Here is a 20,132-nt window from a genome sequence, read left to right on the forward strand (position 1 = left end):
ATTGCAAGCCTGTCAGCGAACCGATAGGTTGGGAGGCCTACACCTCCGTGACATCCCGGCCGACGCGCGAACCTGACATGCCCCGCCCCCGTAAGCAGCAAGCCATCGATCCGAATGGTGAAAACCGCAAGCTCCGACAGGTGCTCGCCGCTGCCCGAAAACTGTTCGCCGATCACGGCTTCGACGTCACCAGCATGGACGCGATCGCCCGCGAGGCCGGGGTGTCGAAGGCCACGCTGTATGTGCACTTCGCCAGCAAGGATGCGCTGCTGCTGGCGCTGGTCGATGACGAATGCCGCAACTTCGGTCCGCAAATGCTGTGGCAGCCCGACGGGCAGCCGATCGAGCTGGAGCCGGCGCTGCGCGCCATCGCCCGCGGCTACACCTCGTTCTTCCTCGACGACCGCGGACTCAAGTTGCACCGGCTGGTGATGAGCAACGCCGCGCGGTTTCCGCAAATGGCGGCGGTGTTCATGGCGGCCGGGCCGCGCCGCTGCGAGGAGGAGGTCGCGAATTTTCTCCGTGCCGCGGTGGCGCAACAGCTCCTCACCATCCCGGATATCGGCCTCGCCGCAGTCCAGTTTCTCAGCCTCGTGCAAGGCCGGCTGCAGCTGCAATGGGAATTGCAGCTCGGCCGTCCCAGCGAAGCCGACGTTCAAGCACTGATCGACGCCGGGATTCGCGTGTTTCTCGCCGCCTATCGCAACCCTGAAGTCTCATCATGAACAACGTACTTCTGCTCAAACTGCATCGCTGGACCAGTCTGGTGTTCGCGCTGCCGCTGCTCGCCATCATCGTCACCGGACTCATTCTGTCGGTCGAGCCGATGCTGCAAGGCCGCGGCCTGCCGGCCGGAACGCTCGATGCCGCCCGCCTCACCGGCCTGATCGAACGCTACGATCCGCAGGGCCAGGCGCGCGGGCTCGCGATCAACGCCACCGGCCAACAGATGCGCCTGCTCGGGGTCAATGCACCACCGATCGACCTCGCAACCGGCGAAGCCGCAGCCGCCAGCGATCCCACCGGCGACCTGCTGCTATGGGCGCGACGCACCCATGAGCGCCTGCTCGGCTACGAGTGGCTGGTGATCACCTCGACCATCGCCATGACGGTGCTGATGACGATCGGCGTACTGATGGGGCTACCGCGGCTGCGCAACAGCCTCGCCGGCTGGCACAAGGGCGCGGCGTGGTTCACGCTGCCGCTGTTGCTGCTCAGCCCCCTCACCGCGCTGTGCATGGCGTTCGGCCTGACGTTCTCCAGCGGCCCGCCGCCGGCCCGCATGACCATCAAGCTGACCGACGCGGTGCAGCAGATCGCGCAATCGCACGACGTGTCGCACCTGGCGATGATCGCCAATCGCGGCGGACGGATGATGGCGCGGATCTACGAAGATGGCGAGCTGCGCGCCTACACCTTCGCGCCGGATGGCGTCACGCCGCTGCCGCGCAACTGGCCGCGGCTGCTGCACGAAGGCAATTGGTCGACCTGGCTGTCCGGCACGCTCAACGTGATCACCTCGGTGGTGCTGCTCGGCCTGCTGGTCACCGGCGTCTGGCTGTGGACCCGGCGCAAGCTGCGGCGGCGCCCGCAGCGGCCGGCGACGCAGCCGGCCTGACGCAATCCGCGTGACGCACGGCAGGATTAAGAAAGCTTTAGCCGGATCGTTCAAATTGCACCCAAGCTGTGCACGGATCGTTGCAAGGTGCGGGCGTCTTCTGCCCGCACCTGTCCGCCGCAACGAGCGCGTCCATGTCCAGCATCTCGTCGATTGCCGTCTCCGGCCTGAAAGCAGCGACCCGCCGGCTGGAAGTGTCGGCCAGCAACATCGCCAATCAGCAATCGACCGGCGCGCTGCCCAGCGCCGACGGCACCGTCCCGGCCGGTGCGCCACAGGCTTACAAGCCGCTGCAGGTCAATCAAACCGACACATCGACCGGCGGCACTCAGACCAGCCTGGGCACGACCTCGCCCGCCACCGTGCCTGTGTCCGACCCGCAAGCGCCGTTCGCCAATGCGGACGGCATGGTGGCAGCGCCGAACGTCGATCTGGCGCAGGAATTCATCGGCCAGATGGTCGCGAAATACAGCTACACCGCCAACCTCGCCTCACTGAAGGCGGACCGCAACATGAGCAAGGCGCTGCTCGACGCCAAGGTGTAGGACTGACTTACCGTCATTGCGAGCGAAGCGAAGCAATCCAGCTCAGCGCACGGAGCTGGATTGCTTCGTCGCTGCGCTCCTCGCAATGACGGTGATTGATATTCCACGAATGGCAAATCGCCGCCGAGTGAACTAACCGATCGGCCCGCTCGCCGCGCGCGGGGCGAAATCGGGGATGCCGATCTCGTCCTGGCGGTGGCAGGCGACGTAGTGTTCGTGACCTGCGGCGTCGAGGAACGGCAACTCTGCCCGGCAGCGCGCCTCGGCGAACGGGCAGCGCTGCGCGAAGCGGCAGCCGGGCGGCGGATCGACCGGCGACGGCGGCTCGCCCTTGACCAGATACTTAGCCTTCAGCTCGTCGCGCAGCGGACCGGGCGGCACCGCGGCCGACACCAGCGACCACGTGTAGGGATGGCGCGGCTCGGTGAACAGCGCCGAGGCCGGCGCCTGTTCGGCGATCTTGCCGAGATACATCACGGCGATCTCGTCGCAGAACTGCTGGATGACGCCGAGGTCATGCGAAATGAAGATGTAAGTGAGTCCGCGCTCGCGCTGCAGCTTCTTCAAGAGGTTCAGGATCTGCGCCTGGATCGCGACGTCGAGCGCCGACACCGCCTCGTCGCAGACGATCAGCTCGGGTTCCGGCGCCAAGGCGCGGGCAATGCACAGCCGCTGGCGCTGACCGCCGGAGAACTGATGCGGAAACAGATCGGCGGCTTCCGGCGGCAGGCCGACTTCGGCGAGCAGCTTGCGCACGCGCGCGTCGCGCTCGCTGCGGCTGCCGATCTCGAGCAGATCGAGCGGCTCGCGGATCTGGTCGCCGGCCCTGCGTCGCGGGTCGAGCGCCGAGAACGGGTCCTGAAACACGATCTGCAGATGCTTGCGCGCCTTGCGCAGCGGCTCGCCGGTGAGCGGCATGATGTCTTCGCCGCGAAACACCACCTGCCCCGAGGTCGCCTGCACCAGCCGCATGATCGCCTGTGCGGTGGTGGATTTTCCCGAGCCGCTTTCGCCGACGATGCCGAAGGTGGTGCCGCGCTTGACGCGGAAGCTGACGCCGTCGACCGCGTGAACGAACGACGGCTTGCCCCACGGCCGCTTGCGGCCGGTGCGGAAGTGCACCACAAGGTCGTTGACGTCGAGCAGATAGGGATCGCCGTCGGCGGGGCGCAGATCTTCGTGGATCATCATGCGGCGATCTCCTCGGCACGCCAGCACGACACCGCATGCCCGGCCGCGATCACACCGAGCGGTGGCTGCGGCCGCGACCGGCAGGCCTCGGAGGCGTTGGCGCAGCGCGCCAGGAACGCGCAATCCGGCCCGCGATTGCCGAGCGCCGGCACCATGCCGGGAATTTCGCCGAGATCGATCCACTGCTCCGGCTTGGCGACGCCGACGGTGAGATGCGGCACGCAGCCGAGAAGGCCGCGCGTATAGGGATGGCGCGGCCGCGCCGCGATCTCATGTGCCGGTCCGGTCTCGATACAGCGACCGGCATAGAGCACGGCGATGTCGTCGGCGAGTTCCGCGACCGCACCGAGATCGTGGGTGATCAGCACGATCGCGGCTTCGGTCTCGTCCTGGAGCTGGGCGAGCAGGTCGAAAATCTGCGCCTGCACGGTGACGTCGAGCGCAGTGGTCGGCTCGTCGGCGATCAAGAGCTTCGGCCGGCAGGCGAGCGCCATCGCGATCATCACCCGCTGCCGCATCCCGCCGGACATCTGATGCGGATACGCCTTTGCCCGCTGCTCGGCGGCCGGGATCTGCACCGCTTTCAGGAACTGCACGGCCTGCTCGGCGGCGTCCTTGCGGCTGAGCCGGCGGTGATAATACAGCACCTCGGCGATTTGATCGCCGACGGTGTACAGCGGGTTCAGCGCCGTCATCGGCTCCTGAAACACCATCGACATCGCGTCGCCCCGCAGCGCGCGCATCCGCTTCGGTCGCGCGGTGAGCAGATCTTCGCCGTCGAGCATGATGCGCCCGCCGGTGACCACGAAGCCTTCCGGCAGCAGCCGCATGATCGCCAGCGCCGTCATGCTCTTGCCGCAGCCGGACTCGCCGACCAGCGCGACGGTGCGCGCCTTATCGAGGGTGAACGACAGATTCTCCAGCACCGGGACCAGATCGCCGTCGCGATTGGTCATGCTGACGCTGAGATTCTCGACCGACAGGACCGGCGCCATTATCACCTCCGCCGCAGCCGCGGATTGACCGCATCGTTGACGCCGTCGCCGACCAGGCTGACCGCCAGCACGGCGAGGAAGATCGCGGCGCCCGGGAACGTCACCGCCCACCAGGCGTCGAGCACGTAGTTGCGGTTCTGGCCGATCATCAGGCCCCAGCTCATGGTGTTGGGATCGCCGAGGCCGAGGAAGCTGAGGCCGCCCTCGAACAGGATCGCCGTGCCGATCGCCAGCGTCGCCGACACGATGATCGGCGGCAGCGCGTTCGGCAGCACCACGCGCAGGATCAGATGCAGACTGCCGGCGCCGGCGGCGCGAGAGGCCTTGATGAAATCCAGATCCCGCAGCCGCATGAATTCGGCGCGCGTCAGCCGGGCCGCCGAGGTCCAGCTCACGGCGCCGATCGCCAGCGTGATGGTCGACAGCTTCGGACCGAACAGCGTCACCAGCACCATCGCGAACAGCAGCGGCGGCAGCACCTGGAAGAACTCGGCGATCTTGACCAGGAGCGCGTCGACCCAGCCGCCGAAGAAGCCGGCGAGCGCACCGACGGTGACGCCGATCACGATCGTAATCAGCGCCGCCACCGCGCCCACCGTCAGGGTGGCGCGGCCGCCATAGATCAGCCCGGCCAGCACGTCGCGGCCGAGATAGTCTGTGCCGAGCGGAGCATCGGCGTCCGGCGGCGCGAACGGCATTCCGACGATGTCGAGCGGATCGACCGGATGCAGCCACGGTCCGAAGATCGTGCCGGCGATCAGCACCAGCAGCAAAACCGCGCCGGCGACGCCCGACGGGCTTTTCATGAATTGCCGCAGCGCAGCCCGGGCCGGCGACACCGCCTTCGGTACTTTGCTGACGCTGGGAACGGGCTTCTGTGCCATCGCGAGCGAAGACTCCATCGTGCTCATCGGGCACCTGCGCGGATGCGGGGATCGATCAGGCGGTACACCAGGTCGGTGAGGATATTGGCCGCGATCACCATCACGGCGGAGAAGAACAGTACGCCCATCAGCGTCGGGTAGTCGCGGCGCAGGATCGAGTCGAACACCAGCCGCCCCATGCCCGGCCAGGAATACACCGTCTCCACCAACACCGCGCCGGCGAACAGATTGCCGAACTGCAGGCCAATCACCGTGACGATCGGGATCAGCGTGTTGCGCAGCGCGTGCTTGACCAGCACCACCCGCTCCGGCAGCCCCTTGGCGCGCGCGGTGCGGATGTAGTCCGCCGACAGCACGTCGATCATGTTGACGCGGGCAAGCCGCGAATATTGCGCGACGAACACCAGCCCCAGCGTGATCGAAGGCAGCACCAGATGCTTGGCGACGTCAGCCGCGTAGGCAATGCCGGTTTTCGGATTGACTACGTCGGTCATGCCGTTGACCGGCAAGATCGGCCAAACCGAGCCGAACAGCAGCAGCAGCAGCAGGCCGGTCCAGAAGATCGGCGCCGCGTGGCCGGCGAGCGACAGCACGGTGACGCCGTGGCTGAGCAAACCGTTCGGGCGCCGGGCGCTGATCACGCCGAGCACCGTGCCGATCAACACCGCCACCACCAGCGAGGCCGCCGCCAGATACAGCGTGGCGGGCAGCCGCTGCAGGATCAGGCCGAGCACCGGCTGATTGAAGTAATAGGAATAGCCAAAGTCGCCATGCGCCACCTTGCCCAGATAGGTGAACATCTGTTCGAGCAGGCTGTGGTCGAGCCCGTATTTTGCCCGCAGCGCCGCGATCACCTCGGGCGACGCCCCACCCATCTCGCCGGCGATCACCTGCACCGGATCGCCCGGTGCAAGATGGATCAGGCAGAAATTCATCACCAGCACCGCCAGCAGCAGCGCGACGGCGTTGGCGAGTTTTCCGAACAGATGGGTGAGGAGAGCCATTGATGCTTCGTCGATCGAGATTGGCGGATCAGTTCTTCGGCGGAGTCGCCCAGTACAGCTCATCGAGCGGCGAGGCGACGCCCCACACCGTGGTCGGCAGGTTGCCGAGTCCCTTGGCGAACGAGGTGTGGTACGGAGTGGCGTTGATGTAGAAGATCGGCGCGTCTTCGACGACGATCTTCTGGAACTCCGAATACAGCGCCTTGCGCTTGTCCGGCGAGCTTTCCTGGGCGGCCTGGCCGAGGATCTCGTCGACCTTCGGATTGGCGTATTGCTGGGTGTTCGACCAGATGATGCCCTTGCGGATGTTCGAGCTGAGATAGGTCCGGTCGACACCGATCACCGGGTCGCCCCAGTTGAACACCGTATCCATGGTCATATCGAAGTCGAAATTGGCGACGCGCTGGGCCCAGGTCGGGAAGTCGGGCGCGGCACGGACTTCGAGATTGATCCCGACCCGCTTCAGCGCCGAACGTAGATATTCGGCGACGTTGCGCTGCTGCTCATCGTTGCCGGGGATGTAGTCGATCGTCAGCGTGGTGCGGACGCCGGAACCATCCGGCTTGAGCCCGGCCTCGTCGAGCAGCTTGTTGGCCTTGGCGATGTCGAATTTGTACTGCTCGACGCTCTTCTCTTCCAGCGGCGAGCCCGGCGCGATCGGTCCGGTCGACGGCAAGGCTTTGCCGCCCATCAGCTTCTTGACGATGAACTCGCGGTTGGCCGCATAGCCGATCGCCTGACGAACCCGCACATCGTCGAGCGGCTTCTTCTTGGTATTGAAGGCAAGCCAGTTGAGCGCACCGATGCCGGCAAAGCCCTTGTCGGTGACGACGACGTTCGGCGCCTTCTCCAGCCGCTCGATGTCGCGCACGCCGGTGAAATAGGGCACCATATGAACGTCGCCGCGCTCGGCCGACACCATCAGGGCGTTCGGATCCGAAATCAGCCGCACCACGATCTTGTCGAGCTTCGGCCGGCCCGGGATGAAGAATTTGTCGAACTTCTCCAGCGTGTAGTAGTCGCCCTGCTTGTATTCGGTGAGCTTGTAGGGGCCCGAGCCGACCGGCTTCAGGTTGGCCGGATGCGATTTGACGTCCTGGCCGTCGCCATAGACGTGCTTCGGCAGGATTGGCATCAGCGCCGGCGACATTGCCAGCAGCAGCGCCGGATGCGGATGCGTCAGCTCGATCACCGCCGTGTGCGGATCGGGCGTATCGACGCTCTCGACCGCCGCCAGCATCGTCTTGAACGGATGGTTGGCCTTGATGGTCATGATCGAGAACGCGACGTCCTCGGAGGTCACCGGCTTGCCGTCGTGGAAGGTGGCGTTCTTGACCAGCTTCAGCGTCACCGTCAGCCCGTCCTTCGAGACCTCCCACGACTCGGCGAGATAAGGCTGCGGATTCCATTTGTCGTCGTAGCGCAGCGGGCTGGCGAAAATCTGCGTGCTCGGCAGCGCGGTGGCGATACCGGACTGGACGGCACCGTTGAAGTGCCGCGGCACCTGAGTCGAACCGATCACCAGCGTTCCGCCGCTCCCCGCACCTTCCGCTTTGGTTTCGAGCGGCAGTCCCATCAGCGCAATGCCGCCGAGGGCTCCGACTACAAAGGATCGCTTCGTCAACATCATCGGTCAGAACTCCGCTGCAAGAAAGGATGGGCGAGGCAGGACATGGAAAGCCGCACGGCTTTCGCGGGGAGAAACTGGCAGGGCTGGCGTCATGACAGCGCTCCGGCCGGCGCCAAAGCGCGGTCGAGGATGGCGTCGAGTTCGGACGGCGGCGGCAGATCGGCGGTGCCGACGCCGACCAGCACGATGCCGGGCTCGGCCGGTCCGGCATCGGCCGGCGACAGGCTCCAGACGCTCTCGACCATCTGAAACACTTTGACGTCGTCTTCGCCGGCGAGGCGGCACGAGCCCTTCAGCCGCAGCAGCTGCGGCGGCAGCTTATCGACCGCACAGGCGAGCCGGGCGCGATCGAACCGGCCGGCGCGGCGATACGCCCAGCTCTTGAAGGTCGCGCCATGATCGATCGCCGCGGCATCCACCGCATCGGCCCGGAAACCGCGCGACGACGCAGCCGTCTCGAGCTCCGCCAGCGCCGGCATCGCGCCTTGCGCGGTGTCGACGATGCGCACGTCCGGACGCAGGCTGCGCACCGCGGCGCGCGCGGCAGCCAGAGCATCCGCATTCACCAGATCGGTCTTGTTCATGAGGACAATGTCGCAGCGCTCAAACTGGCCGCGCACGGTGTCGCCGACCTTGGAATCGTCGATCAGCTGCGCAATCCGGCTGGCGTCGGCCAACACGATCACCCGATCGAGCCGCAGCGACGGTTCGATCAGCGCAATCTCGGCAATCTTCCACGGATCGCCGACGCCGGAGGCTTCGATCACGATCCGCTCGAACGGCACGGCGGCGTCGAGGACCTGGCACATCGTGTCGATGAAGCTGGTGCCGATGCTGCAGCAGATGCAGCCGTTGGTCAGCTTCATCGTGGTGCCGTCGTGGCTCTGGATCAGCGTCGCGTCGACATTGACCTCGCCGAAATCATTGACCAGCACGGCCGTCCGAGGGCCGCCGCTGCGTAGCAGATGGTTGACGAAGGTGGTTTTGCCCGCGCCGAGAAAGCCGCCGATCACCGTGACTGAAATGGTCGCGGATGCTGCCGTCATGCGCGGGGCGCCTCCTTGATCATGCCGCCGACCACGGTGCCCCAGACCGCGATCTCCTTCAGCCGTTCCGGCGGAACGGCCAGCGGATCCTCATCGAGCACGACGAAGTCGGCGTATTTGCCGGTTTCGATGCTGCCGACCAGATGATCCATCTTCAAAGTATAGGCTGCGCCGATGGTGATTGCAGCAAGCGCCTGCTCGGTGGTGAGTGCTTCGGTATCCCGGCCCAGCACACGCCCGCTCGACGACACACGATTGACCGCACACCATGCGGTGAACAGCGGCGCCAGCGGCGTCACCGGTGCGTCGGAGTGGATCGCGAACGGCACCCCGATCCGCTGGGCGGTCCCGGTCGCGTCGAGCCGCGCTGCACGCTCCGGCCCCATCGTCAGCTCGTAGTGCGCATCGCCCCAGTAGTACAGGTGGTTGGCGAACAGATTGGCGCAAACGCCGAGATTCTTCATCCGCCGGAACTGCGCGGCGCTGGCCATCTGGCAGTGCTGCAAGGTGTGGCGATGATCGGGACGAGGCGCGACGGTCTGCGCGGCCTCGATCGCATCGAGCGCCACTTCGGTAGCCTCGTCGCCGTTGGTGTGAACGTGAAGCTGCACGCCGGCACGGTGATACGCCTCGACCAGCCGCGGCAGTTCTTCGGGCGCGATGTACCACAGGCCGTTGGCGGCACCGTTGTGATAGCCGGGCCAGCGCAGCCGCGCGGTGAAGCCCTGGATCGAGCCATCAACCACCAGCTTGACGATGCCGTAATGCAGCTTGTCGCTGGCGTGGCCGCGCAGCGTCTCCAACTTGGCGATCGCCTGTTCGGGCGTATGCGAGACCGCGGCCAGCGCCGGCACCAAGCGAACGCCGAAATCAGCCTGGCTGGTCGCGGCGCGATAGACCTCGATGGTCGGATCGGCGAGATCGTTATGCAGGTCGGTAATCGTAGTGACGCCCTGCACGCAGCACGACGCCGCATAGCGCCGCACGTCCGCCTCGGTGATGGTACCAGCGAGCGGATTGTGGCCGAGCGCACGGAACAGCCGCATCCGCGCCGGAATGCCCTGCAGCTCGCCGCTCGCCAAGCCGTCGGCGCCGGCGACGACGCCCGATATGTTGGTGGCATGCAGCAGCTCGGCGCGCTCGAGCGTCAGCGTGTTGACGTTGTTGATATGGAACGAGGCGTGGACGACGAGGACCGGACGCTTGGTCGACACCCGGTCGAGATCCTGCCGAGTCAGCATCTTGCCGCCGATATGCAGCGGATCGAAGCCCCAGGCGTAGAGCGGCGAACCATCGTCGGGCAGCGCGGCTTCGGCCTGCTGCAGCCGCGTTACGATCGCTTCGATGTCCGGCACACCGGCCACTACTTTGCCTTCCGGCGAACGGCGGTCGAACGCGCCCACATAAGGCTGCTTCCACATCAGGCCTTCCATGATGTGGCTGTGGCCTTCGACGAAGCCAGGCATCAGCACCTTGTCGGCGAAGCGGGTATCGAGCCGCGCGCCACTTAACATCAGCTCGTCAGCGCTACCGGTCGCAACGATCCGCCCGTCTCGCACCGCAACATGCGTCGCGCTCGGCCGCGACGGGTTCATGGTGATAATCTTGCGGGCGGAATAAACGACGGTGTCAGACGGCACGCTTAGTCTCCAGGCTTGCGATTGCGAGCGTGAAGCGATCGTCCCCGTGGCACTAGCGCCAGATGCCGAGCACGAATGGAGCCAGGGCTATGCGCCAGCTGCCGCCTCCCATGGCTCGCTTCTTGCAGACGGTTTGTAAAAGCTTCATTCTCGCAATGACAGCCGTTTCGCGTCGTCGTGTCAGTCAGGGTATCGCGTCTTGGGAAAGCTAGCACAGCTCACATTCCGGGAGTCCACTGTGGCACGCACGCCTAACGGCGGTGCAATTGCCTCTTCAGATGCCGCCGCATTAGGCAAAGACGAGTTATTCTGGGGCGCGTTGTTTCGGGGCCTCAACCGCGGCGGCTCTTTCCTGCAATTGCAGATTCGCCAGATCATCGTGACGGCGATCGAGGATGGCCGGCTGCCGCTCGGCATGAAGATGCCGTCCAGCCGCGATCTCGCCACCGTGCTCAAGGTGTCACGTAACACCGTGGTGATCGCTTACGAGCAGCTCGTCGATCAGAACTTTCTGGTTTCACGGCAGCGCAGCGGTTACTTCGTCGCCGGCCTGCCGAAGAAGTTCGCCACCGAAACACCCGGCCTCACCGAGGTCACCAGCCGCGGCGACGAACACTGGGCAGATCGCTTCACGGTAATGCCGTCGGCGCATCGCAACATCGTCAAGCCGCTCGACTGGCAGACGCATCCCTACCCGTTCATCTTCGGTCAGTTCGATCCGAGTCTGTTTCCGACCAACGACTGGCGCGAAAGCGCCCGCGCCGCACTCAGCGTTCCGGAAATCAACAACTGGGCCCGCGACCTGATCGACGGCGACGATCCGGCACTGATCGAGCAGTTGCAGCTACAGGTGCTGCCGCGCCGCGGCATTCACGCCCGCGCCGACGAGATCATGATGACGATCGGCGCGCAGCACGCGCTGTATCTGATCGCGACGCTGTTCATCAACGGCCAGACCAAGGTCGGCATCGAAGAGCCGGGCTATCCGGACGCCCGCAATATCTTCCGGATGCTGACGCCCAACGTGGTGCCGCTTTCCGTCGATGGCGAAGGGCTGGTGCCGGACGCGACGTTCCAGAGCTGCGCGCTGGCCTATGTCACCGCCAGTCATCAGTGCCCCACCGCCGTGACGATGCCGCTGCCCCGCCGCGTCGAGCTTTTGAAAGCCGCCGCGGCCGGCGATGTGGTGGTGGTGGAAGACGATTACGAAGGCGAGCTGATGCCGGAGACGGCGACGCTGCCGCCGCTGAAGAGCCTCGATCGCGCCAGCAACGTGCTCTATGTCGGCAGCCTGTCGAAGGCGCTGGCCCCCGGTCTGCGGCTCGGCTACGTCGTCGCTCCCGCCCCGGTGATCCGCGAACTGCGCGCGCTGCGCCGGCTGATGCTGCGGCATCCGCCGCTCAACAATCAGCGCGTCGCCGCGCTGTTCATCGGCCTCGGCCACTACCGGGCGCATCTCGCCCAGGTCGGCCGCGTGCTGCTCGAACGCGCCAAGCTGCTCGACCAGCTGCTGCCGAAGCATCTGCCAAGCTGCAGCTTCTCGCGCGGTCCCGGCTCGACCAATTTCTGGGTGACCTGCCCGACCTCGATCGACGCCACCGCGCTGGCCGCAGCTGCGCTCGAACAGGGCGTCGTGATCGAACCCGGCGCCGTGTTCTCGATGGACGAAACCGCGAGCCGGCATTGCTTCCGGCTCGGCTTCTCCTCGATCCGCACCGACCGCATCGAGGTCGGCATCGAGCGACTCGGCAAGGTGCTGGCGAAGCAGCTCGAGGGCTGATCAGACGTCGCCGCGTCTCTGCGTCATTGCGAGGAGCGAAGCGACGGCGCAATCCAGCTCAATGCACGGAGCTCTGGATTGCTTCGCTTCGCTCGCAATGACGGGATAGGCGGCGCCCTCACATCAGCTCAGAGATTCCCTTCGCGGCGCTGAGCAGCGCGACGCCGCCGAGGCTGGCGATCGAGACGTGGCGGTGCAGCCGCTCGCTGCCGCGGCGGAAGCCCTGCTCGCCGATCCAGGTGCCGAACATCATCACCGGCAACGCCATCGCGGCCAGCCAGAACACATTCACGGTCGCGAGCCCCACCAGCGCAATGCTGGTGAAGCCGGCGATTGACGTGGCGAGGAAGAACACCAATAGCGACGCCCGCACTACCACGGCGGGAAACGGCCCCGACATGTAGTAGACGATCGCCGGCGGGCTCGGCATCGCGGCGAGGCCGTTGAACAGGCCGCACAGCATGCCGACGCCGGTCGTGACCGGCCGCGATGGGATCGCCTCGATCGCGAAGCCGCGGCCAAGCACGACCACCGCGGCGGCCGTGATGGTGGCGATTACGATCCGCGCTACCGGTGCCGGAGCGACGCTGAGCGCCAGCGCCCCGAGCGGCGAACCGATCACCGCGCCGACGATCAGCCAGCGCAGCGACGCCCAGTGGGCATCACGATGGTTGCGGCGGAGATCGTTCAGGCCGCCGAGTAGTTGTAGCAACACGGCCACCGGCACGGCTTTGGCCGGTGCCATGAACATGCCCATCAGCGGCACCGCCGCGAGCGCAAAGCCGAACCCGGTGAAGCCGCGCAACAGAGCCGCCGCCAATACCGCGCTCAGCACGCCGGCGATCGCCATCGGCGACGGCAGCGTCGACCAGAAGCTGGCGGATGCCTCGGCGATCAGCTCATGCATCACCATCGTCACCGCATATCGATGACGACGGTCTTCTTCTTGGTGAAGTGCTCGAGCATCGCCTCCAGCGATGCTTCCTTGCCGAGGCCCGACTTGCGGAAGCCGCCGTAGCTCAGGTTCGGCTGGATGGTGAGGTTCTGGTTGACCTGAACGTAGCCGGCATCGAGCCGCTGTACGGTGCGCAGCGCACTGCGCAGATCATTGGTCCACACCGTCGCGGCGAGGCCGAAGTCGCTGTCGTTGGCGCGGGTGATGACATCGTCCTCGTCATCCCACGGCTGCACGCAGACCACCGGCCCGAAGATCTCCTCGCGCATCAGCGGCGAATCCTCCGGCACGCCGGTGATGATGATCGGCTGCAGGAACAGGCCGTCCTTGAGATGGCTCGCGGCCGGCAGTTCGCCGCAGCGATCCACTTTGGCGCCGGCGGTGCGCGCGCCGAGATCGATGTAGGATTCGACCTTGGCCTTCTGCCGCTGCGAGATCACGGTGCCGATATCGGTCGCCTCGTCCAGCGGATCGCCGATCTTCAGCTTGCTGACCGCGTCACGCAGCGCCGCCACGAAGGCATCGATGAGCTTGGTGTGAACGTAGATCCGGCTCGCCGCGGTGCAGCTCTGGCCCTGGCGGGTGAACCGCATGCCGGCGATCGCACCGGCTACGACCCGCGCCATGTCGGCGTCGGGATAGACGATCATCGGGCTCTTGCCGCCGAGTTCCAGGCTGACCGGAATGATCTTCTTGGCCGCCATCTGATAGATCAGCTCGCCGACCGCCTGCGAACCGGTGAACGTCACCTTGGCGACGGCGGGATGCTCGACCAGCGCCGCGCCGCAGTCGTGGCCGGTGCCGCAGATCACGTTGAGCACGCCATCCGGCAGCAACTTCGCCATCAGCCGGGCCATTTCGATGGTCGCATACGGCGCTTCTTCGGAGGCTTTCACCACCACGGTGTTGCCCGCCACCAGCGCCGGGGCGATCTTCAACATCATCAGCACCAGCGGCACGTTCCACGGCAGGATCGCGGCGACGACGCCGAGCGGCTCGCGGCTGGTATAGGTGAGGATCTGCGGATCGAACGGCAACGTCTCGCCCTTCAGCTCCGACGCGAGGCCTGCATACATCATGGTGATATCGATCGCGGTCGCAACCTCGCCGCGGCATTCGGTGCGGATCGCCTTGCCGGTTTCGAGCGCCAGCACGGTGGCGATCACGTCGCTCCGTTCAGCGATTGCGCCCGCCGCAGCCGCTATCAGCTTGCCGCGCTGGCGCGCCGGCGTCGCTGCCCATCCCGGAAATGCTGCCGATGCAGCTTCCACCGCGCGCGCGACATCGTCCCCGGTCGCGGCCGGCGCCTTGCCGATCACTTGCCCGGTTGCAGGATCGATGACGTCGAGCGTGGCGCCGCCGACGGACGGCACCAGCGTGTTGCCGATCAGGTGACGGGCTTGAAGTTGTGAGATCACCTCCGTCACGGCGGGGGCGATGGCGGGATTGATGCGGGTGGCGATGTTGATCATCGCATCACCTTGGCGATCCGCCGTCCGCCGCGAAGGTCCAGCGCGCTCCAAGCCATTGGGCCAGACGCCAGCGCTTCGCGTCTGGTCCGCCGAGACCGCGCCATCTGGTTCTAAGGCACCTGCGGCGGCTCGTGACACGCTTTGCACGAAGCTGCCGGCGGGTCCGCATCAATCACGGAAACGCTCGCGCGCCCACCACGATGGAATCGACATGTCCGATCTCGATACTCAGCGATTGCAGACGCTGCATCAGCTCTTCGACGCGTTCAACCGCCACGACGGCGCCGCGGTGATGGCCGCGATGACCGACGACATCGTGTTCGATGCCGCGGCCGGACCCGAGGCCTGCGGTCGCCGCATCACCGGCACCGCCGATGTCCGCGCTGCGTTCGAGACGACCTTCGCGACGTTTCCGGATGTGAGCTGGGAGTGCACCCGCCACGCCGTGTTCGGCGATCGCGGCATCTCCGAGTGGATCTTCCGCGCCACCACCAAGGAGGGCGGCAAGATCGAGGCCGAGGGCGTCGATCTGTTCGGCTTCCGCGGCGACAAGATCTTCAGCAAGAGCGCCTTCCGCAAGGATCGCCCGGTGCTGCGGGCCGCGGGGGCATCGGCATGAACAAGCCCGTAAAGACCCCACCGCTCGCCGCCTACGATCCGCACTACGATCCCTTGGTCAGCGAAGGCCCCGGCCGCAACCGCGACTACGCGCCGACCTATTGGACTGCGAATTGCGGTGCGCTCCCTGAAGACGACGGTCCGATCAGTCGTGACACCGACGTCGATGTCGCCATCGTCGGCTCGGGTTTCACGGGGCTCGCGTCTGCGGTGTTCCTGGCGCGCGAGCACGGCATCAAGGCTGCTGTCCTCGAAGCCAACCGTGTCGCGTGGGGCTGCAGCACGCGCAATGGCGGCCAAGGCCAGAACGCCGCCGGCCGGTTGACGCGCTCGCAATGGATTGCGCGTTGGGGCCGCGATGTCGCGCTGAAGCTGCACGCCGAAGTCAGCGACGGCTTCGAGACGTTCGAAGAGCTGATCCGCCAGAGCCCGATCGACAGCGAGCCGCAGCGCGGCGGCCATCTCTACATTGCGCATCGCCCGCGCAACTTCGAGAAAATCGCGGCCGAAGCCAAGGTGCTGAGCGAGGTGTTCGGCGAGCCCACCAAGGTGATCTCCGCCGAGGAGCTGCGCCGCGACTACGTCAACGAGGCCGAGGCGGTCGGCGCGACGCTGGAGCCCCGCGGCACCGGCGTGCATCCGGCCAAGCTCGCCTTCGGCTATCAGCAGATGGCCCGCGACCTCGGCGCCACCGTGCATCCGGGCAGTCCGGTGATCGAAATCGAACACCGCGGCGGCGCGTTCTATCTCCGCACTCCGGGCGGCACCGTGAAGGCGCGCGCGGTCGGCATCGCCACCGGCGCCTACACGGCGCCTGGACTGACGCCTCTGCTGCGCGGCCGCTGCATGCCGATCCTGTCGAACTCGATCGTCACCCGGCCGCTGACTCTGGACGAGCTCGAAGCCACCGGCTTCAAGACCAAGCTGGTGCTGACCGATACCCGCACGCTGCGTTATTACTACCGGCTGCTGCCGGACAACCGCATCCAGATCGGCAGCCGCTCCTCGATCACCGGCGCCGACGCCGATCATCCCAAGCACCTGCAGCTCCTGATCGACGGCCTGCATCGCAAATTCCCGGCGCTGCAAGGCATCGAAATCGATTACTCGTGGTGGGGCTGGGTCGACGTCAGCCACGACATGATGCCGCGGATCTTCCAGCCCGATCCGGCGCAGAAGCTGGTCTACGCACTCGGCTATGGTGGCAACGGCGTGTCGTATTCGGCCCAGGCCGGGCGTCGCATGGCGCAGATGATCGCCGGACAGCGCTTCAAGGGCCAGGACCTGCCGATCTTCACCTCGCCGCTGCCGACCCACAGCTTCTCGCCGTTCCGCCGGATCGGCCAGCGCATGCTGTATCGCTGGTATCACTACCGCGACGAGGCGGCGTAAACCTCGCAAGGGCAGACCTGAACCGAACAGATGCGACCATGAAAAAACCCGGCAGGTTGACCTGCCGGGTTTTTGAATTTCGGAAGCTGCACCGACGAAAGCCGCCGGTGAGACAAGATGCCGATCAGGCAGCCTTCTTGAGCGGCCGAACCGTCGCCGTCTTGGCGCGGCGGACGTCGTTCGCGGGCTGCTTGGCGCGCTTGTCGAAAGCATCGCCAGCGGTCAGCACCACCAGGCCAGCGATCCCGGCGAACGCGCCGGCCACCGCGACGGTGATCACCAGCGGATAGCCGAAGGTGTAGATCAGCGCGGCGCCGACCACGACGGCATTGAACAGGAAGAAGTACGGCGCCTCCGGGCTGCCATGCGCGGCATCCTTCACCAGCCAGCCGATGACGGGGATTTGGTAGAAGGCTTTCTTCAGGAAACTCAAGGCGCTGCTCCTCTGCCTGGACCGCTGCCATCTGAACGTGAGCATTCGCGGCTCCCGTGGCGGCCCCGCAGCGAGGGGCGTGGCACTGCAAACTTTAGTCTATCGCAATGCAGAAATTGTCAATCACGAATGCGACGGATTTGCATCAGGTGCCCGCTTGGAACCATGAAATCGGCAACTTTCCCGTGAACATACCGTGCCGCAACAGACAGAAGTTCAGCCCCAGAGAATGGCCATCTGGGTGACCAGCTCGCGGTGTAGGTACGAACAGACCCTGGGCGGTAGGCATCGGAAGCGGTCTTGAGCGGATCTGCTGCCCAACCGGCCAATGACAAGGTTCTGGTCCAAGGCTAGATTGCGCCCGCAACGACGCTCCAGGATATTGATGACAAAGCGCTTTCTCGTCACCGGCGGAGCCGGCTTCATCGGCTCTGCGGTGGTCCGGCGGCTGATCGGGACCACCCCGCACGAGGTGCTGGTGGTCGACAAGCTGACCTATGCGGGCAATCTCGACTCGCTGGCGCCGGTGTCGGACGATCCGCGCTTCCGGTTCGTCCGGGCCGACATTGTCGAACAGGGCACCATGCGGCTGCTGCTCGAGGAATTTTCGCCCGACGTGGTGATGCATCTTGCCGCGGAGAGCCATGTCGACCGCTCGATCGACGGTCCCGGCGACTTCATCCAAACCAACATCGTCGGCACCTATTCGCTGCTGCAGGCGGCGCTGGCGCATTGGCGCTCCCTGCCACCGGCCCGCAAGTCCGGCTTCCGCTTTCACCACATCTCCACCGACGAGGTGTTCGGTTCACTAGGCGCCGAAGGGCTGTTCCGGGAAGACACGCCGTATCAGCCGAAGTCGCCCTACTCAGCCTCGAAGGCGGGGTCGGACCATCTGGTGCGGGCCTGGCACCACACCTACGGCCTGCCGGTGGTCATCACCAACTGCTCCAACAATTACGGCCCCTATCATTTTCCCGAGAAGCTGATCCCGCTGGCGATCATCAAGGCGCTGCACGGCGAAGCGATCCCGGTGTACGGCACGGGCGCCAACGTTCGCGACTGGCTGCACGTCGAGGATCACGCCGATGCGCTGCTGCTCGCCGCCGAGCGGGGCGGGATCGGCGAAAGCTACAATATCGGCGGACGCAACGAGCGCACCAACCTCGAAGTCGTGCAGGCGATCTGCCGCCTGCTCGACGAACTCGCACCTGATGCGGCGATCGGATCACGTGCGAAGCTGATCAGCTTCGTCACCGACCGCCCCGGTCACGACGCCCGCTACGCGATCGACGCCAGCAAGGTCGAGCGCGAGCTCGGATGGCGTGCGCGCTACACTTTCGACGACGGCCTGCGTCAGACCGTGCAGTGGTATCTCGACAATCGGACGTGGTGGGAGCGGGTCCGTTCAGGGGTGTACCGCGGCGAGCGCCTCGGCGTAGCGGTCTAACGGCGAACGGAGCAACAACAGGGTCATGCTGACAGTGACGTCCACCGCGATCGAGGCGGTGAAGATTATCACGCCAAGAGCATTCGCGGATTCGCGGGGCACGTTTTCCGAAACCTACAACAGGCAGCGCTTCGTCGATCACGGCATTGCGCTCGAATTCGTCCAGGACAACCAATCGATTTCGGCGGCAGTCGGCACCGTTCGCGGGCTGCATTTCCAGAGCGCGCCGTTTGCGCAGGACAAGCTGGTGCGGGTCGCGAAGGGCCGCATCCTGGACGTTGCAGTCGATTTGCGCCGGTCCTCGCCGACCTATGGCCGGTGGGTCTCCGAGGAATTATCCGCCGAGGACGGCAAGCAATTGCTGATTCCGATCGGCTTCGCCCACGGCTTCTGCACGCTCGAGCCCGACACGGTGGTGGCCTACAAGGTGACCAACTACTATTCGCCGCCGCACGATCTCGGCATCGCCTGGAACGATCCCGATCTCGCCGTGAGTTGGCCTGTCTCGGCCGATCAGGCGGTTCTGTCGGACAAGGATCTGAAATTGCCATCTTTCGCATCACTGCCGAACTACTTCGAGTAGCGCAATGCGGATCGTCGTCACCGGTCGTCACGGGCAAGTCGCGCAGGCGCTCCACGAGCGCGCCGCGGGCACGAATGCCGAGATCATCCTGCTGGCCCGGCCGGAGATTGACCTGACGCGCCCGAGCGAGATCGAAGCTGCATTGATCGCACGCAAGCCGGACGCGATCGTCAATGCTGCAGCCTATACGGCCGTTGATCAGGCCGAAAGCGAGCCCGACCTCGCTTATGCGATCAATGCGGAAGGCGTAGGCGCCGTCGCTCGCGCGGCCACAAAGCTCGGCGTGCCGATCGTGCAGCTGTCGACCGACTACGTGTTCGACGGCACCGGCGAGCGACCGTATCGCGAAACCGATCCGACCAACCCGCTCAGCGTCTATGGCGCCAGCAAGCTCGCCGGCGAGCGCGCCGTGGCGGAAGCAGCTGCTGATTACGCGGTGTTGCGGACCTCCTGGGTGTATGGCCCGTTCGGCAAGAATTTCGTCCGCACCATGCTGGCCCTGGCCCGGCAGCGCGATGAGGTGCGGGTGGTCTGCGATCAGGTCGGCTCCCCGACCAGCGCACTCGATATCGCCGACGGGGTGCTGGGCGTCGTCCGGAATCTGCTGGCGGAGCCAACACGTTCCGATTTGCGCGGCATCTTCCACATGACTGCGGACGGAACCGCCACCTGGGCCGAGTTCGCCGAAGCGATTTTCGCCGCATCACGAGCAGCCGGCGGACCATCCGCGAAAGTGATCCCGATTCCGACCACGGAGTATCCGACCCCCGCCAGGCGGCCGGCGAATTCCAGGCTCGACGGCTCGGCACTCGCCGCCGCTCACGGCATTCGCCTGCCGCACTGGCGGCAATCGCTGCAGCCGTGTATCGAGCGGCTGCTAGCGCAGGACGCGAACTGAC

Annotated in this window: 19 protein-coding genes; 9 read left to right on the top strand and 10 right to left on the bottom strand. The window is 65.8% G+C overall.

Features of this window, described 5'->3' with window-relative positions; all coding sequences use genetic code 11:
* Positions 1-77 precede the first annotated feature (77 nt).
* The 3 genes from LRC39_RS00500 (at position 78) to LRC39_RS00510 (ending at position 2,163) form a co-directional block, all read left to right on the top strand.
* Positions 78-725, top strand: coding sequence for a TetR/AcrR family transcriptional regulator (locus tag LRC39_RS00500; RefSeq protein WP_346295998.1), 648 nt, complete (start codon positions 78-80; stop codon positions 723-725).
* Complete coding sequence (locus LRC39_RS00505; protein WP_346295999.1) at positions 722-1,618, top strand: PepSY-associated TM helix domain-containing protein; 897 nt, start codon at positions 722-724, stop codon at positions 1,616-1,618. Before LRC39_RS00500 ends, LRC39_RS00505 begins: the two co-directional genes overlap by 4 nt.
* A 134-nt stretch (positions 1,619-1,752) precedes the next feature.
* Entirely contained in the window at positions 1,753-2,163 is a 411-nt protein-coding gene (locus LRC39_RS00510) for a flagellar basal body rod protein FlgC (protein ID WP_346296000.1), read from the top strand.
* A 132-nt stretch (positions 2,164-2,295) separates the two neighbouring features.
* Here the strand turns inward: LRC39_RS00510 and LRC39_RS00515 are convergent, their stop codons facing one another.
* From LRC39_RS00515 to LRC39_RS00545, 7 genes are all read right to left on the bottom strand, one after another.
* Entirely contained in the window at positions 2,296-3,354 is a 1,059-nt protein-coding gene (locus LRC39_RS00515) for an ABC transporter ATP-binding protein (RefSeq protein ID WP_346296001.1), read from the bottom strand.
* On the bottom strand, positions 3,351-4,349 hold the full coding sequence (locus LRC39_RS00520; RefSeq protein ID WP_346296002.1) for an ABC transporter ATP-binding protein: 999 nt from the start codon (positions 4,347-4,349) through the stop codon (positions 3,351-3,353). Before LRC39_RS00520 ends, LRC39_RS00515 begins: the two co-directional genes overlap by 4 nt.
* 2 nt (positions 4,350-4,351) lie before the next feature.
* A complete protein-coding gene (locus LRC39_RS00525) occupies positions 4,352-5,260 on the bottom strand; it encodes an ABC transporter permease (protein WP_346296003.1) in 909 nt (302 codons plus the stop codon).
* A complete protein-coding gene (locus tag LRC39_RS00530) occupies positions 5,257-6,237 on the bottom strand; it encodes an ABC transporter permease (RefSeq protein WP_346296004.1) in 981 nt (326 codons plus the stop codon). Before LRC39_RS00530 ends, LRC39_RS00525 begins: the two co-directional genes overlap by 4 nt.
* A gap of 28 nt (positions 6,238-6,265) precedes the next feature.
* Positions 6,266-7,867 carry an ABC transporter substrate-binding protein gene (locus LRC39_RS00535; RefSeq protein WP_346296005.1) on the bottom strand — a complete coding sequence of 534 codons (1,602 nt, stop codon included), beginning with the start codon at positions 7,865-7,867 and terminating at the stop codon, positions 6,266-6,268.
* An 89-nt stretch (positions 7,868-7,956) separates the two neighbouring features.
* Positions 7,957-8,913 (bottom strand): CobW family GTP-binding protein, encoded by a 957-nt coding sequence (locus LRC39_RS00540; RefSeq protein WP_346296006.1) that lies wholly within the window; start codon positions 8,911-8,913, stop codon positions 7,957-7,959.
* Positions 8,910-10,553 carry an amidohydrolase gene (locus LRC39_RS00545; RefSeq protein ID WP_346296007.1) on the bottom strand — a complete coding sequence of 548 codons (1,644 nt, stop codon included), beginning with the start codon at positions 10,551-10,553 and terminating at the stop codon, positions 8,910-8,912. Before LRC39_RS00545 ends, LRC39_RS00540 begins: the two co-directional genes overlap by 4 nt.
* A 238-nt stretch (positions 10,554-10,791) precedes the next feature.
* Between LRC39_RS00545 and LRC39_RS00550 the strand changes: the two genes are divergently transcribed.
* On the top strand, positions 10,792-12,333 hold the full coding sequence (locus LRC39_RS00550; RefSeq protein WP_430624914.1) for a PLP-dependent aminotransferase family protein: 1,542 nt from the start codon (positions 10,792-10,794) through the stop codon (positions 12,331-12,333).
* Between the two features lie 118 nt (positions 12,334-12,451).
* Here the strand turns inward: LRC39_RS00550 and LRC39_RS00555 are convergent, their stop codons facing one another.
* On the bottom strand, positions 12,452-13,246 hold the full coding sequence (locus tag LRC39_RS00555; protein ID WP_346297558.1) for a sulfite exporter TauE/SafE family protein: 795 nt from the start codon (positions 13,244-13,246) through the stop codon (positions 12,452-12,454).
* Positions 13,247-13,248: 2 nt separating this feature from the next.
* Positions 13,249-14,760, bottom strand: coding sequence for an aldehyde dehydrogenase family protein (locus tag LRC39_RS00560; protein ID WP_346296009.1), 1,512 nt, complete (start codon positions 14,758-14,760; stop codon positions 13,249-13,251).
* Between the two features lie 211 nt (positions 14,761-14,971).
* Here LRC39_RS00560 and LRC39_RS00565 point away from each other — a divergent pair, with 211 nt between their 5' ends.
* Positions 14,972-15,379 (top strand): nuclear transport factor 2 family protein, encoded by a 408-nt coding sequence (locus LRC39_RS00565; RefSeq protein WP_346296010.1) that lies wholly within the window; start codon positions 14,972-14,974, stop codon positions 15,377-15,379.
* Entirely contained in the window at positions 15,376-16,770 is a 1,395-nt protein-coding gene (locus tag LRC39_RS00570; RefSeq protein WP_346296011.1) for an NAD(P)/FAD-dependent oxidoreductase, read from the top strand. The genes LRC39_RS00565 and LRC39_RS00570 overlap by 4 nt, the downstream gene beginning before the upstream one ends.
* A 124-nt stretch (positions 16,771-16,894) precedes the next feature.
* Here LRC39_RS00570 and LRC39_RS00575 read toward each other — a convergent pair whose 3' ends face one another.
* A complete protein-coding gene (locus LRC39_RS00575) occupies positions 16,895-17,203 on the bottom strand; it encodes a hypothetical protein (protein ID WP_264053812.1) in 309 nt (102 codons plus the stop codon).
* A 385-nt stretch (positions 17,204-17,588) separates the two neighbouring features.
* Between LRC39_RS00575 and rfbB the strand changes: the two genes are divergently transcribed.
* The 3 genes from rfbB to rfbD are packed head-to-tail and all read left to right on the top strand — an operon-like array spanning position 17,589 to position 20,131.
* Positions 17,589-18,650: a dTDP-glucose 4,6-dehydratase gene (rfbB, locus tag LRC39_RS00580; protein WP_346296012.1), complete on the top strand. Its 1,062-nt coding sequence runs from the start codon at positions 17,589-17,591 to the stop codon at positions 18,648-18,650.
* A gap of 25 nt (positions 18,651-18,675) precedes the next feature.
* Positions 18,676-19,233, top strand: coding sequence for a dTDP-4-dehydrorhamnose 3,5-epimerase (rfbC, locus tag LRC39_RS00585; protein WP_346296013.1), 558 nt, complete (start codon positions 18,676-18,678; stop codon positions 19,231-19,233).
* 4 nt (positions 19,234-19,237) lie between these two features.
* A complete protein-coding gene (rfbD, locus tag LRC39_RS00590; RefSeq protein ID WP_346296014.1) occupies positions 19,238-20,131 on the top strand; it encodes a dTDP-4-dehydrorhamnose reductase in 894 nt (297 codons plus the stop codon).
* Position 20,132 lies beyond the last annotated feature (1 nt).

The organism is Rhodopseudomonas sp. P1 (genome assembly GCF_039642825.1).
Taxonomy (GTDB): domain Bacteria; phylum Pseudomonadota; class Alphaproteobacteria; order Rhizobiales; family Xanthobacteraceae; genus Rhodopseudomonas; species Rhodopseudomonas palustris_H.